This window comes from Shewanella litoralis (assembly GCF_009828585.1).
GTDB lineage: Bacteria > Pseudomonadota > Gammaproteobacteria > Enterobacterales > Shewanellaceae > Shewanella > Shewanella litoralis.
Genome location: NZ_WSRZ01000006.1, coordinates 22,806 through 36,817 on the forward strand (window position 1 = coordinate 22,806; position 14,012 = coordinate 36,817).

14 protein-coding genes are annotated in these 14,012 nt (G+C 44.0%); 5 read left to right on the plus strand and 9 right to left on the minus strand.

Annotation, left to right across the window (positions count from 1 at the left end):
• Positions 1 to 3: 3 nt before the first annotated feature.
• Positions 4 to 672, minus strand: a complete 669-nt coding sequence (locus tag GQA99_RS06865) for a uracil-DNA glycosylase family protein (protein WP_160053158.1) — start codon at positions 670 to 672, stop codon at positions 4 to 6.
• A gap of 84 nt (positions 673 to 756) precedes the next feature.
• On the opposite strand from GQA99_RS06865, the gene GQA99_RS06870 reads away from it, so the two are divergent.
• A complete protein-coding gene (locus tag GQA99_RS06870; RefSeq protein WP_160053159.1) occupies positions 757 to 1,029 on the plus strand; it encodes a hypothetical protein in 273 nt (90 codons plus the stop codon).
• Between the two features lie 91 nt (positions 1,030 to 1,120).
• Here GQA99_RS06870 and GQA99_RS06875 read toward each other — a convergent pair whose 3' ends face one another.
• The gene (locus GQA99_RS06875; RefSeq protein ID WP_160053160.1) at positions 1,121 to 1,504 is read right to left on the minus strand and encodes an MAPEG family protein; all 384 of its coding nucleotides are present in this window, start codon (positions 1,502 to 1,504) and stop codon (positions 1,121 to 1,123) included.
• Between the two features lie 377 nt (positions 1,505 to 1,881).
• Here GQA99_RS06875 and bufA2 point away from each other — a divergent pair, with 377 nt between their 5' ends.
• From bufA2 to GQA99_RS06890, 3 genes are all read left to right on the plus strand, one after another.
• Positions 1,882 to 2,340, plus strand: a complete 459-nt coding sequence (gene bufA2 / locus GQA99_RS06880; RefSeq protein WP_160053161.1) for a BufA2 family periplasmic bufferin-type metallophore — start codon at positions 1,882 to 1,884, stop codon at positions 2,338 to 2,340.
• A gap of 107 nt (positions 2,341 to 2,447) precedes the next feature.
• Positions 2,448 to 3,392, plus strand: coding sequence for an MNIO family bufferin maturase (gene bufB / locus GQA99_RS06885; RefSeq protein WP_229785922.1), 945 nt, complete (start codon positions 2,448 to 2,450; stop codon positions 3,390 to 3,392).
• Positions 3,389 to 4,198 (plus strand): HvfC/BufC N-terminal domain-containing protein, encoded by an 810-nt coding sequence (locus GQA99_RS06890; RefSeq protein WP_160053162.1) that lies wholly within the window; start codon positions 3,389 to 3,391, stop codon positions 4,196 to 4,198. Before bufB ends, GQA99_RS06890 begins: the two co-directional genes overlap by 4 nt.
• Before the next feature lie 88 nt (positions 4,199 to 4,286).
• Here the strand turns inward: GQA99_RS06890 and GQA99_RS06895 are convergent, their stop codons facing one another.
• The 7 genes from GQA99_RS06895 to GQA99_RS06925 form a co-directional block, all read right to left on the minus strand.
• Entirely contained in the window at positions 4,287 to 5,621 is a 1,335-nt protein-coding gene (locus GQA99_RS06895) for a sensor histidine kinase (RefSeq protein ID WP_160053280.1), read from the minus strand.
• Positions 5,621 to 7,033 carry a sigma-54-dependent transcriptional regulator gene (locus GQA99_RS06900; protein ID WP_160053163.1) on the minus strand — a complete coding sequence of 471 codons (1,413 nt, stop codon included), beginning with the start codon at positions 7,031 to 7,033 and terminating at the stop codon, positions 5,621 to 5,623. Before GQA99_RS06900 ends, GQA99_RS06895 begins: the two co-directional genes overlap by 1 nt.
• Before the next feature lie 92 nt (positions 7,034 to 7,125).
• Entirely contained in the window at positions 7,126 to 8,334 is a 1,209-nt protein-coding gene (locus tag GQA99_RS06905; RefSeq protein ID WP_160053164.1) for an FtsX-like permease family protein, read from the minus strand.
• A 22-nt stretch (positions 8,335 to 8,356) separates the two neighbouring features.
• Entirely contained in the window at positions 8,357 to 9,670 is a 1,314-nt protein-coding gene (locus GQA99_RS06910) for an ABC transporter permease (RefSeq protein ID WP_160053165.1), read from the minus strand.
• A 10-nt stretch (positions 9,671 to 9,680) separates the two neighbouring features.
• On the minus strand, positions 9,681 to 10,379 hold the full coding sequence (locus tag GQA99_RS06915; RefSeq protein ID WP_160053166.1) for an ABC transporter ATP-binding protein: 699 nt from the start codon (positions 10,377 to 10,379) through the stop codon (positions 9,681 to 9,683).
• A 131-nt stretch (positions 10,380 to 10,510) separates the two neighbouring features.
• Positions 10,511 to 10,732, minus strand: a complete 222-nt coding sequence (locus GQA99_RS06920; RefSeq protein ID WP_160053167.1) for a hypothetical protein — start codon at positions 10,730 to 10,732, stop codon at positions 10,511 to 10,513.
• A gap of 53 nt (positions 10,733 to 10,785) precedes the next feature.
• The gene (locus GQA99_RS06925; protein WP_160053168.1) at positions 10,786 to 12,045 is read right to left on the minus strand and encodes an efflux RND transporter periplasmic adaptor subunit; all 1,260 of its coding nucleotides are present in this window, start codon (positions 12,043 to 12,045) and stop codon (positions 10,786 to 10,788) included.
• Between the two features lie 1,231 nt (positions 12,046 to 13,276).
• On the opposite strand from GQA99_RS06925, the gene GQA99_RS06930 reads away from it, so the two are divergent.
• The gene (locus GQA99_RS06930; RefSeq protein WP_160053169.1) at positions 13,277 to 13,816 is read left to right on the plus strand and encodes a hypothetical protein; all 540 of its coding nucleotides are present in this window, start codon (positions 13,277 to 13,279) and stop codon (positions 13,814 to 13,816) included.
• The last annotated feature ends 196 nt before the right edge of the window (positions 13,817 to 14,012 follow it).

The window sequence follows — 14,012 nt, forward strand, 5'->3', positions numbered from 1 at the left end:
ACGCTAAGATAATGATAATGCCTTGCTAACGCGTTGCTGAATATGGCTGAGCACATCCTGTTCAAACCAGGGGTTGCGGCTCAGCCAGATATTATTACGCGGACTTGGGTGCGGTAGAGGGAGACAAAGTGGCCCAAAGCTGCGCCATTGCTTTACCGTTTCGGTGAGGGTTTTAGGTTTGTTAGCGATATCGAAATCAACTAACTCACTATTAGTTAATGCATTAATCGTTAAGCGATGCTCACTTAAATAATACTGTTGCGCATATTGGCCAACTAATAACACTAATTCGACTTGAGTTAAGTGAGCTAATAATAATGCATGCCACTTAGGCGCGCACTCAGGCCTTGGTGGCAAATCACCCGATTGACCTTTTTTAGCTGTAGCCGCGCTATAACTCCCTGGATAACAAAAACCCATTGGCATAATGGCAACCTGCTTAGCATCGTAAAACACCTCACGGCTTACGCCTAACCACTCACGCAATCTATCGCCACTGGCATCATTGAAAGGAATGCCCGTTTCATGCACTTTACGCCCTGGCGCCTGGCCAATTATCAATATTTTTGCTTGAGGGTCGAGTTGCACCACAGGGCGCACGCCATGAGTTAATGAAGCCGCACAAAGCTGACATTGATTAACCTGCTTGAGTAACATCTCAAAATCGGTCATATAAATATTTTACACTCTATCCAAAGGAACTAAGCTGCAGTAGTATTTGTCAAAATAACAAAGTTCTCCCAAGAAGGAACAACCATGCCATCTCTTATTACTAGCACAACGATTACTAGCAAAACGATTATCCGCACTAGCCTCGCTGCATTATTTGCCAGTTGCGTCGCTGTCAGCTTTACCGCTAGCGCATTACCCGCCGCACCGCTGAAAGATGTTTTATCATTAAAAGAAGCCTGCCAACAAATCGCCATTGAAGACCAACTGCCAGAAGCTGAAGTGAGTGCATTTTTATTAGATTGCGTAAATGACCAATTAACCGAAATGGGCTACGAGCGCATAGCCAGCCTAGATTAAATTTCCAGCCAAGATTAAGCACACAGTCGCTTACCATACTGAAAAACGCCGTTAAGGCGTTTTTTTATGGCTATTACAGCATATAAAACCTTTAAAAAGCCTGGCAAAAAATTGTTATCGATGCACCAATGGCCACAAACCAAGATAACGATCGTAACGTGCCGTAATTAAGTAAATACATGGCATGGTAAACCACTCTCGCTACAACATGCACAATCGCTAATATGGCCACCACATCAGTGACGTTATTGGTGACTAATGCTGTTAGCACTGCAACCCCAAATACAATTAACGACTCAAATGCATTTTGATGCCCAGCGACTGCTCGAGCGCCAAAACCGGTTAATTGCGCTTGCTGCGCACGCGGATGGTTATTGTCATAACGGCCTAACTTAGCCATCGCCATCGCAACCGGCACTTTGGCGGCATATGGCAGTAACATGGCAATCAGTAAACAAATCAAAATGGTTTGCATGGTATCCCTTCTGTATTTCTTTTTTAAGTTATTAAGGTCTTGATGATCATCAAAACAATGGCCTGTAATCACTCGTTAAACAAATGCTGTGTGGTATTTTTCGATATTGCAGCGCATTCTTCCACCAACAAAACACCTATCTTTAAATTGTTTTTTATCAAACGGTTAAATATTAACGCTAGCTAAACTATATGATTTAGACACAAATACCAACCTGATTGATAGGTCTATCTATACTTTATCTTGAAAGTTATCCCCCCCCAGCACGGTCAATACTGATAACTCCTAACAAGTGTGGTAGCTGCAGCAAATCAAACTTGTCACGAGTCAACAAGAATAAGCAGTAATCACACAATCAACATTGTAAGGAAGACAATATGAATACCAAAGCACAAACCAGCTTAACTGGCGCAGCACTCGCATTGGCTATGGCCAGTTTATCGGGTCAGGCAATGGCTGCAGAAACCAGTACGGCGCCAATGGCCGCTGGTGAAACAGATCTAGTACATTGTTACGGCGTTAACGTCTGTAAGGGTCACAACGATTGTAAAACAACCGACAACGCCTGTGGCGGTCAAGCGAGCTGTAAAGGTACAGGCTTTGTGGGCATGCCATCTAAAGCGTGTGCCGATGTGGGTGGCACACAAAAAGATGACTGGGTTGGCAAGGTCACTAAAGCTGATTTAGTACATTGTTACGGCGTTAATGTCTGCAAAGGCCATAATGATTGTAAAGGCGCTGATAACGCCTGTGGTGGCATGGCAAGCTGTAAAGGCACTGGTTTTGTTAACACTACAGCAAAATCTTGTGCCGATATTGGCGGTAAAACAAGCTAATTGTTTTAAGTTAGTTTATCTCAATAGTTAAACTTAAGGTTGATGGCCCTAGCGCCCCGATTCCAACTAGGGCATCAACCTGTTAACCATAATGATGGGATCGCTCAATGCCAGAATCAATAATAAAACAAGACTTTCTCGGATTTGGATTGGGGTTACGCACCGATCATTTCGAGCATATTTTACAACACCAACCAGATATTGATTGGTTTGAGGTGTTGTCTGAAAACTTCTTAGTTGCCGGCGGTAAACCGCGTTACTATCTAGAAGCGATTGCCGAACAATATCCTGTGGTAATGCATGGCGTGTCGATGTCAATTGGCAGCACCGACCCCTTAGATATGGACTATCTTAAAGCCTTAAAAAAACTCAGTAACGACATTCAACCAAAATGGATTTCAGACCATATTTGTTGGACATCCATTCATGGTGTTAATAGCCACGATTTATTGCCTCTCCCCTATACCGAAGAAACCGTTAACCATGTGGCAGAGCGAGTGCGCCAGGTTCAAGATGTGTTAGGCCGCCGAATATTACTCGAAAATGTGTCGAGCTATTTGTCCTATCAAGATTCAACTATGGACGAATGGGACTTTTTAAGCCAAGTAGCTGAAGCGGCAGATTGCCTAGTGTTACTCGATATTAATAATATTTATGTCAGCGCCCGTAATCATCATTTTAATCCACTCGACTATCTTAAAAAAATCGACCCTCGCCGGGTACAACAATTTCATTTAGCAGGCCACAGCGATTACGGCGATTATGTTATCGACACCCATGACCACGATGTGCCGACGTCTGTTTGGACACTATACCAGGCAGCACTTGAGCGCTTTGGTCCCATTAGTACCATGATAGAACGCGATGCCAATATTCCGCAATTTCCTGCGCTTTATGATGAATTACGCCAGGCTAAACACATTGCCGAACTCACCTTTGCAGACAGTGCCCAAGCAGAATTTCACACCTTAAGTCAGTCTCGATTTGGTCATCAATCACAAACAAGTGATCATAAAGTAGATAATAAGCCAATATTGCGGGTACCATCATGAGCCGCTTAGCTGAAATACAGCAGCAGTTTATGGCGTATTTATTGTCAGATGAGACCAACAACGACCACAATAAATGTCAATCCGCTATGCAGGCTAATATGTCTCAACAAGCAGGGATAAGCGCAGATATTCGCTTAGCGATTTACGCCAATGCATATCGAATTCGACTAAAAGAAACCATTGAAACCGACCATGAAATACTGGGCCGCTATTTAGGTGATGATCTGTTCGATAAGATGGCTGCTGACTACACGCGCGCGCATCCATCGGCCAATCAATCTCTGAGGCAATTTTGTGATGCTTTGCCCGATTTTTTACAGCAAGATTTATTTTTTAAACAACATCCTATTATTGCCGATTTAGCACGATTTGAACGACGCTTACTTAATGCTTTTGACGCCGCCGACAGCACTAGCGCGAGCTTTAGTGATTTGCAGGCTATATCGCCAGAGTTGTGGCCTAATTGTTGTTTGCGCTTTCATCCCAGCGTACAAATATTTACTTGTAGCAGTAATGCCGTCGAAGCCTGGCAAGCATTAAAAGCCGATTCCACGCCACCCGCACCTGATTACCAGTCAACTAGAGCCTGGTTACTATGGCGCGGCCAAACACGCTTAACCGAATTTGCCTCCCTCACCGCAGCACAACATGCCTTATTACTGGGCTTTATTCAGGGCAACAACTTTGCCGAGCAGTGCGAACAAATGCTCGAATGGCACGACGAACAATCAGCCCCAATGATGGTATTGCAGACCATGCAAACCTGGTTTCAACAGGGATTAATTCGCGCGGTAGTGAGTGATTAACTGTGATTGATAAAAGGCGGGCAGTTAGTCCACAATTGAGCTCCGATAGTCGCCAAAGAAACGTCTTGAACTAACCTTCAAGTCCTCGCTAAAGTGGCAACCATACTTTAACACTTAAACCGCCTTCTGGGCGGTTTTGCATACTCATTCGCCCGCCATGCGCTTCTATTATTTCACGGCACAATGGTAAGCCAATGCCAGTACCCGACTGTTTGGTGGAATAAAAAGGTAACAAGGCTTGTGACAATACCTCTGAAGACATGCCAGAGCCGAGATCATCTACCTTAATCAATAATCCGCTCACAGGGTGAGTAGTTTCTTCAAATGCCAATGACACGCTGTCTTTGTCTGCTCCCGATTCATGGGCATTTTTAAGTAAATTAATTAACACTTGCTCTAATTGCACCGCGTCGAGCTTGATGTCTAAGGTTGGCAGCGGCGTTAATAGCTTAAACGAATATTGCTGGGTCAATTGTTGCGTCATACGCGCCCAGTCGACCAGCACTTTTTGCGGTAAAGGTAACTTAGCAAATTGTGCATAGTGAGAGATAAACTGACTTAAGTGACTGGTGCGGTTTTCGATGGTGTCAAAAATGAGCTGCAATTTAGAATTATCTAAATGCTGAGTTAACAACTTACCCGAGTTCACCATCGACGCGATTGGCGCAACCGAATTATTAAGCTCATGGCTGATAATCCGAATCACCTTTTTCCATACCGCCACTTCTTGGCGATTTAGCTCTTTGGTCAGTTGGTTGAGCAAAATTAAATGATGTTGTTGGTTATTCTGGGTAAAACGACCACGGGAAATATGCCAGGTTTCAACATCGCCGTCTGTTACATTATCCCCAGCTTCACCTGCCTCGTTATCCGTCATTGCAAACAGCCCTTCTTGCTCGCTGTTTAAGGCATTTTTGAGCGAGTCAGGTAACATTTCAGCCAACTCTGGCATTAACATACCTTCAACGTTAACCCCATGGTTAAATAAATGTCTTGCGGCGCCATTGGCATAAATAACCCGCTGAGAATCATCAATCAATAACATCACATTTGGCGAGTTCTGGATGACTTTATCTAGCATTAACTCACGCTGGTAAATAAATTGACGCTCACTGCGCAGCTTGGCAGACGCTTGGTTATATAAATGCACTAGGTTATCAAGCTGTGGTTCACCATAAGGATGCAAAGACACGCTAAAATCGTTGTCTTTAAAATTAAGTAAACCGATTTCAAGTGCTTGCAAGCTATCGCTTAATCGTTTTGTTAGCCAGGTGCTGCAAAAATAGCAAACCACCAGCATCACAATCAGCGCTAACCATAAGGCGCTGTCACCCAGGCTAAACCATACTAGCGCGCCAGAAAGTACCCCTAGCAGGCAGCTAAGCATATTGGTTAACACCAGTTTAGTTCGCAGCGACAACATCATGATTTAGTGTCTCGAATACCAAATTTATCCATACGCCGATACAAGGCCTGACGGCTTAAACCAAATGACTTAGCCACTCTGGCAATAACACCATTATGTTGAGTTAATGCCGCTTCTATTTGCTGTTTATCAGGCTCATTGATTAAGGGCGCATTATCTTGCAACTCAACGGGTGGAGTAGAAAAAGATGGGCTTAGATTATTATGGCTCGCACCCGCTTCAATTTGATCTGCAGGCAATGTGTTTAAACCAAAGTCATGAATGGTTAACTGTGCCGATGTGGCCAGTAATGACGCCCGTTTGCAGGCATTTTCAAGCTCGCGTACATTACCAGACCAGCAATGAGTAATTAACGCCTGTTGGGTTACTTTATCTAGCGTAAACTGCTCGCCCATAAAATGACTAATAAGCGGTAAAATATCATCTTGGCGCTGTTTAAGCGGCGGCACACTGAGCTCAATCACGTTTAAACGATAAAACAAATCTTCACGAAAGCGTCCATTGGCAATGTCATCGGCAAGGTCAGCGTTGGTCGCACTAATCACCCGCACGTTCACTTTACGGGTTTGATGACTACCTAAACGTTCAAACTCACCAGTTTGCAATACCCGCAATAGTTTTACTTGGCCAGACAATGGCAAATTACCAATCTCGTCTAAAAATAATGTGCCCCCATCGGCGGCTTCAAATCGGCCCATGCGGGTTTTATTGGCGCCGGTAAATGCGCCAGCTTCAGCACCAAACAGCTCTGCTTCTAATAAGTCCATTGGTAACGCCCCAATGTTGACCTTAATAAAAGGCTTATCTTTAAGCGGCGAGTTAGCCTGTAAAATGTCGGCTATTTTGTCTTTGCCGGCGCCATTTGGACCAGTGATCATCACCGACACATCAGAGCGTGCCACTTGTAAGGCTAAATCGACACAACGCTGCATTGCCCCACTGGCAAACACAAGCCCACATAACTCAGCACCATTAATGGCCGACATTCGGTCACTGTGGACCCGGGTTAGTTGATTGTTTTGTTGTGATAAACGGTATATCGACAACAAATTAGCGATGCTGGTTAATAACTTGGCATCATCCCAGGGTTTACCCATGTAATCGGCCGCACCGGCTTTAACCAACTCCACTGCGGTTTCTAACTGAGTCCAGGCGGTCATTAAAATAATTGGTAAATTTGGCTGTAACTGACGCAAAGCATAAAACAGTTGCTTGCCTTCTTCACCCGAGGTGGTGTCGCGGCTAAAGTTCATGTCTTGAATGACCAGGCAGATCTCTTTATTGCTAACAATATCAATGGCATCATCGGGCGAATGACAATAAATGGCATCATAGCCATGCAACTCAATCATCAGTGCAAGTGCCTGGCAAATAGCGTGGTTGTCATCAACAATTAAAATAGTATCCATTACGATGATATGGCTCTCATTGAGTAATTTGTAAATAACGGTAGCATTAAGCTACCGTAAAACAACATAAAATTCGAATAACAATCGCGAACTTACACACTGCGCGTTGCCATGGCAGGCGAAATATTCGCAGCTTTAGATGCAGGCACGATTACCGCCAACGTTGTTACCACTAGTAAGCCAATCACTGAGACAAGCGGATAAATCACTGGCACCATAGGTAAACTATATAGCGACATTAATTGCTGACCCAAGACTAAGGCTAACATGCCACCAATCACGCCACCCACAATACATATCAAGTAGTTTTCCACCATAAAATATTGAATGATGTCTCTTTTTTTAGCGCCAAGGGCACGTCGAGTACCAATTTGTTTGGTGCGACGTTGAATATTAAACATCACCATACCCGTTAATCCTAGCGCGGTAATCAGTAACAGTAAGATCACCATAATACTTAATACTGTCGCCATTAAACGATGGTTACTGTAGGTGAGATTTTTTATCTCACTGAGTGTTTGAAAATGATCTAACACTCGGTTTGGATTTTCAGCATGCAGCGCTTTACGGATGGTTTCTTCTAATGCAGGAATATGCTCAGGCAATGCCCGCACCATATAAGATTTATTACTGCTGCTGCCACCAAAATCGATATTTTGGATCACGCTGTATTCAAAGTTTTCATGGTCAATCCAAGCCCCTTGTAGCTTATCGACCACACCAATAATGGTGACGGCTTGTGCGCCCTGATACATGGTTTTACCCAGCGGTGATTCTTCCCCCCAAAAAGCCTTAGCGAGGGGCTGCGATACTAACGCCATCATGCCGCTGTCATCTAGGTTGGTATTAATTTCATCGGCGGTAAAGTTTCGCCCGGCAATTAACTTAGCGCCCATCACATTGAGTAAGTGCTCATTACCTAAGTAAAAGGCAAAACCAGGGGTGCCTTTAGCCGTGTCAGCATCAGGGCCATCAACATAGCGATCCATCCAACCGCTGTCGCTTAATGGCAACATATTGCTATAACTGGCATCAATCACATTGGGCAGCGAACGTAAAATTTGTTGGTCTACTTGGTTTTGTTTTATGTTGTCGATTGCAGGATCAAAGTTGTACATACTAAACGTGAGTATTTGTTCTTCTGCATAACCCGATTCACGCTGCATTAACGACAAGCGTTCGTTAATAATAAAACTCGCATTGGACACAATCGCCACAGATAAAATGATCTGCAACAGTAATAAAATCGGCGCGCTTTTACTGCGCATTAAACTGGATAAAATCGGTTTGATATGTAACATGGTGATGTCCTTATTTAATCCGTTATTGAGTTTTTAAATACACACTAGGTTTAGTGCGGCACACCACCCATGCAGGATAAACTCCTGCCAAAACCGCGGTAGAAATAGCAATTAACGGGGTAATAATCCACATACTTGCATCAAGGCCGGTGACACTTTGGTCCATTGAAAAATAACTGTGTAGCGCGGTTAACGAGCCCCAAGCCCATAACAACCCTACCACTCCACCAATAAAGCCAATCATGCCCACCTCAACCATGTACTGACTAAATATCTGCCCACGGCTGGCACCAATAGCGCGTCGAACACCCACTTCTGGTGCGCGCTTTAAAAATTTAGTCAGTAACAGCCCAAGAATATTGACCAGGCACACGCTTAAAAACAGCAAGCTTAAACCGACCAGAATTTTGTTGTCTTCTGGCACCACATTACTGTCTTCAAGCCATTTATCGATATCGCTAATTTGCACGGCTTCTGCAGGGGTTTTAGCGGTATCAGTAAAGCGACCAATAGCACGTTGCTGCTCAACATAACGGGTTAACCAACTGTGGTAGTTTTGCTTTTCATCTTCGCTGTTAAGCTCTGTCCAAAACTGAATCCACACTTTCTCTGATGCTAAGCGGTCGCTGTAAGTGAGCATGGGTTCGAACTTCCAACCACTAGTGTTACCCCACACATCAAATTCTTCCTGTCCTGTTAACGAGAACGGAATAAATATTTCTTCTGCGTCATTAAAGGCACCATTGAGCGGATCGTAATATTTAGGTTGTGGATTCCAGTCTTCAATCACCCCCACAATCTGGTACGGTTTACGGTCTAAAAATACTGTTTTACCCACACTGTTTTTGCCTTCAAAAAAGCGTAGGTTTAACTTTTGGCTAATCACCACTTGATACGCGGGGCGCAAATCAACGCTGGCGTCCCAATAACTGCCATATAAAAATGGCACCGAAAAAATCCTGAAAAAGTCTCTGTCGGTCACCCGCACACTTTGTAAAACTGGCTCAATTTTTGGGTTGTCAGACTGCAACGCTAAACCGGTCCGATAAGTCGCCGCTTTTAGGTTTAATTCATCGTTATTACGCAAGTTCATTGCATCGGTGTAGGTGATGCTTGAAATAAACTCATCCCAGGTATCTAGGCCTTGGCTCCAAAGCTGCACCGAATTAATCACTTCACTACGCTCACCAGCCGGGTTATAAGACATGGTTTTATACACATTTAACGTGGTAATGGTAATGCCGATCCCAATCGAAATAGCCAACACCATTAACATCGATAACATCGGTGTTTTACGTATACTTCGCCAGGCTAAATCGCAATAATAAAAAAACATAGTGTTCCCCTTAGCGAGTGCCGGTAGCCGCTGATTGGTACATCGAAAAATCACACACTTGGCCATCGACAATTTGAATATTGCGCTGAGCACGGCGTGCCAATTCCGAGTCATGTGTCACCATAATAATGGTGGTGCCTTGTTGATTAATATTCTCTAAAAGCTCCATCACCTGGCGCGCCATTAAACTGTCTAAATTTCCTGTGGGTTCATCGGCGAGTAAAAAGCGTGGTTCGCCTGCTAACGCTCGCGCAATGGCCACCCGCTGCTGTTGTCCGCCAGACAATTGTGTCGGTAAATGCTTCATCCGCGCACCTAAGCCGACTTGCTCTAACGCGGACTCAACTCGGCGCTTACGCTCGCTGGCATTCATACCGCGATAACGCAAAGGCACCTCAACGTTTTCGGCTAAATTAAGATCGGGAATTAAATTAAAACCCTGAAAGATAAAACCAATTTTTTCATTACGCACTTTAGCGCTGTGGTTATCACTTAAATTAGACACATTCACGCCATCAAGGCTGTATTCGCCCGAACTAAAGCCTTCGAGCAAACCTGCAATATTCAAAAAGGTGGTTTTACCTGAACCAGAAGGCCCTGTTACCGCAACAAACTCGCCCTCATTCACTTCAAGGTTAAAATCGCGTAGCGCGTGGGTTTCAACGAGGTCGGTTTTAAACACCTTGCTGATATTTTTCATCGATAACATATTGGCTTCCTTGGTTTATTAGGTTGTTGCATTCCAGTGCTTCTACTGCGAATGTCTTACTCGTCTGAATACTAATGCTCAATTGAGTCATGTAAGAACAGCGCTAAGGCGATGTTATTACTCTAAATGGGCTAAAACTGCAGATTAACTTTAAGCATGTCGTTAATATTAATGTGCAAGCTAAACGCTGAATTGATGTCTATTAATCGCGTGCTGGCATGGCTGCTAATATCAATTAATTGCAAACTAACCGATAACCAATCTGTATGATTATCAATACGATAACTCACAGCCATTGCAAGAATAAATAACGCCGCTAGCGCGATAAGCTGTCTACGTTGAATAAAAGTCATGGAATGTCCTTACTCAGTTAAGTGTCTGTTAATTTACTTGTTTATCGACTTAGCTATCTGATTTGAATCGTGGGATCATTTTTAAAGGTTTCGGTGCCAGATATCACCCATACATCACCTTCTTCACCACCTTCAAGCACTTCAACCTGGCTCATACTGCGAGCGCCCAATTTAACGGCTTTCTTTTGGGCGATAGCCTCGTTAACTTGGTAAGCCACTTCGCCGCCCATATTGAGAAAATCACCGCGTTTGACGATTAATACATTAGGTTTGTTTTCCAGTAAGACTCGGGCAGACAGGCGCTGGTTTTGACGTAAAGACAAGCTGTCACTGTTAGCAAAACGCACTCTTGCAGTCACTTCGCGGTTTCTCACTTCGGGTGAAATAGACGACAACTGCCCAACCACATTCAGGTTGCCAAAACTCAACTCGACATCCATGCCTAATCCCAGTTCATCGGCATAAGACTCGGGTACAGCAAGCTCTGCTTCAAAGGCGGTTAAATCCACAACGGTTAACATCGGCTGACTCGCACCAATACGGGCTTTTTGTTCCACCAGCCAGTTGCCAATAATGCCGTTCACTGGCGCAACAATATTCAGCGCATTCGCTTGTCGTGTAAGTTCGCGTACCACTAAGGCCTGACGCTGAACTTCAAGGGTACGGTTTTTAATTTCAAAACTGAGGGTATCGCGCATTAACTCAACTTCTTGCTGGGCATGTTTGTGCAACAGTTTGGCTTTATGTAAATCATCTTTGCTTTTTTCAAAATCAATTCTGCTGATCAAGCTTGATTCAATCAGTTGATCGCCACGACGGCTTTCACGTTCTGCCGCTTCTAAATCTACTTTCGCCATGTCTAAAATCTGGCTGACGCGCAGTTGCTCTCGGCGGGCATCTAACTTAGCCCGCTCAAGGCTGCCTTGCATACCTTCAAGTAATGATTGCTGTTGCTGCAACTCGCTTTGCAAACGTGGGCTTTCAACCTTCGCCACCACTTGCCCAAGTTCAACCTCATCACCAGGTTGGCTTAATAGCGTCACCACACCTTCTTCAGTGCTGTATAAAATCGGCGCATTGGCGGCGACAATTTTACCTGTGGTGGCAATGTCTCTCACTAGGGTGCCACGAGTGAGCGTTGCCATGCGTAAATCGGCGCCATCAACTGAACGCTGGTTACTGTCGTGACTAAAACTTGCCCACACTAACGCGCTCATCAATATGGCGCCACAACCTATTATTAAAGGTAGGCGCAGCTTGCGCCCTAGCTTCGGCGCTACAAGGGTATCTTGGCTACTTGTGTCTTTAATCATCTCAAATCCTTAGGTAACACGTTGACAGCACGTACTACTTCACGTTTATACCCAGGATAAAGCACAAGCCATGCCAATAGTTATTTGTTGTTATTTTTCATAAAGATAATGATTTAAAGCGATAGCCGAACACGTTAAAAGTGTCCGCGGACAGATTTAAAAACTGTCCGATAATGAGGAAAGTGTCCGAGCGGACACTTGGTTTGCTTTGTACTTATGTACTTTTTGTATCTATGGCCTACGGCCACTAACGCTTAAGATCGCAAGGTTCCACCCTGCACAGGCCAAATACGGCGTCTTTCCGGCAATGTTTTTGAGCCGGAATCCAGGTGTTTGTCCTTTATGGCCTGCGGCCACTAACGTCGTGGCGCTTCGCCCACACCAGCGACTGACTCGTTTTTGAACAAAACTTATTAACCCCTTCTCGTCGTCCCGGCAATGCTTTTAAGCCGGGATCCAGGTGTTTGTTTTGCTTTATACTTTTTGTTCTTTATGGCCTGCGGCCACTAATGTTTAAGACTGCAAGATTCCACCTTACAGCGGCCAAATACGGCGTCTTTCCGGTAATGCTTTTGAGCCGGAATCCAGGTGTTTGTTTTGCTTTGTACTTTATGTGCTTTATGGCCTGCGGCCACTAACGTCGTGGCGCTTCGCCCACACCAGACCAAGAGGAAACCAACGGCTGTTCCCTCTTGGAGCTCCCAGCCGCCACATCAAAATTATCTGAAAAGCGATAATTTCGCGACGTGGATCAATCCATCTTCTGACCGCGTTTGTAGCCTGCTTCGGCCTTATTCGAAAATGCTAACGCTTCAGATGGGGCGTCCCTTCCCCTCTAAAGCTAGCCAGACATCCATGTCTGGGCTCACGTCATTTTCTTCAACGGCCTCAAGTTCAGAGTTGAATTTGAGCATTTGAAAGCTAAGACCAACTCGTTTTTGGACAATGTTTAGTTAGATATCCAACTCTAATCGAGGAGTTTCGGATTAAAATACCTATGAGATAATGTCGATACCATTTACGCACTAGATGACATGTATTTGGTTCATTATAACGATCTTTCAGTTTTACAAAAGTTTTTAACAATTGGAGATTTAGAGCATATATTCGGTTATCGATTGGGTGTTCTTCTATTGTATCAAACCACTATTGATACAATAGAAGGAATACTGGTAAAAGCTCTTCAATAGCATCATATTGTATAACTTACTATTACAGGGATTAATATTGAATGAAGGAAAAATTACACGGCGCTGCACTCGCAATAGTAGCGGTTACCTGCTTAACATTGTTGGCTGTCTTGATTGGCGCCGTAAGCCCTACTTGGAGCGACAGAATGTCATGGGTATTCACCATACTGGGCGGCGGAGCGGCATTTCTAGGTTTGATTTTGGCGGTATTAGCGTATAGCCAATGGAAAATTCAGTTTAAAGCCGAACACTTAGATAAGGCGATGGAGTTAGCTGTAAACAGACTCAACCTCACCAAAAATTTACCGGGCATCTCTGTAGAAATGTTATACCCGAGTCACAAGGTTTACGACGCACTACTTGCCGCAGATTCAATTATTGTGAAAGTAATTTATGAGTACGCTTCCCCCCATTTAATTAATGAGATTGAGCAGTACTTACTAAAAGAGCATACAGATGATAAATTTACGGATGAGCAGCTGGTCATTGCAATATTTGAGGAAGCCTTTGAAAAGCAAAATGTAATGCTTAAAGAAATTTGTAATATTCGAGACTCCTTCTATATAGAACACAGGCTCTAGGATAAGAGGCTAAAAAAGGCCACAATACGGAATGGGACTAAGACATTGAAAAAGCCGTTGTCTTAAGCGGTTAGAAGTGTTGATGCTCATCGCTGTAATTATCAAGTTTAAATTGCACAGTTTTTCTGAAAGCAATGAGTTAGTGCCTTTCATGGATTAGTATAGGTAGGCCACATAGCTTGTTATTTAGCTGTGC

What these genes read in the sequence shown, in the direction of transcription:
- bufA2 (WP_160053161.1), top strand. Translation starts at nt 1,882, where the DNA reads ATGAATACCAAAGCACAAACCAGCTTAACTGGCGCAGCACTCGCATTG.
- bufB (WP_229785922.1), top strand. Translation starts at nt 2,448, where the DNA reads ATGCCAGAATCAATAATAAAACAAGACTTTCTCGGATTTGGATTGGGG.
- GQA99_RS06890 (WP_160053162.1), top strand. Translation starts at nt 3,389, where the DNA reads ATGAGCCGCTTAGCTGAAATACAGCAGCAGTTTATGGCGTATTTATTG.
- GQA99_RS06910 (WP_160053165.1), bottom strand. Translation starts at nt 9,670, where the DNA reads ATGTTTTTTTATTATTGCGATTTAGCCTGGCGAAGTATACGTAAAACA.
- GQA99_RS06895 (WP_160053280.1), bottom strand. Translation starts at nt 5,621, where the DNA reads ATGTTGTCGCTGCGAACTAAACTGGTGTTAACCAATATGCTTAGCTGC.
- GQA99_RS06925 (WP_160053168.1), bottom strand. Translation starts at nt 12,045, where the DNA reads ATGATTAAAGACACAAGTAGCCAAGATACCCTTGTAGCGCCGAAGCTA.
- GQA99_RS06900 (WP_160053163.1), bottom strand. Translation starts at nt 7,033, where the DNA reads ATGGATACTATTTTAATTGTTGATGACAACCACGCTATTTGCCAGGCA.
- GQA99_RS06870 (WP_160053159.1), top strand. Translation starts at nt 757, where the DNA reads ATGCCATCTCTTATTACTAGCACAACGATTACTAGCAAAACGATTATC.
- GQA99_RS06920 (WP_160053167.1), bottom strand. Translation starts at nt 10,732, where the DNA reads ATGACTTTTATTCAACGTAGACAGCTTATCGCGCTAGCGGCGTTATTT.
- GQA99_RS06865 (WP_160053158.1), bottom strand. Translation starts at nt 672, where the DNA reads ATGACCGATTTTGAGATGTTACTCAAGCAGGTTAATCAATGTCAGCTT.
- GQA99_RS06905 (WP_160053164.1), bottom strand. Translation starts at nt 8,334, where the DNA reads ATGTTACATATCAAACCGATTTTATCCAGTTTAATGCGCAGTAAAAGC.
- GQA99_RS06930 (WP_160053169.1), top strand. Translation starts at nt 13,277, where the DNA reads ATGAAGGAAAAATTACACGGCGCTGCACTCGCAATAGTAGCGGTTACC.
- GQA99_RS06875 (WP_160053160.1), bottom strand. Translation starts at nt 1,504, where the DNA reads ATGCAAACCATTTTGATTTGTTTACTGATTGCCATGTTACTGCCATAT.
- GQA99_RS06915 (WP_160053166.1), bottom strand. Translation starts at nt 10,379, where the DNA reads ATGTTATCGATGAAAAATATCAGCAAGGTGTTTAAAACCGACCTCGTT.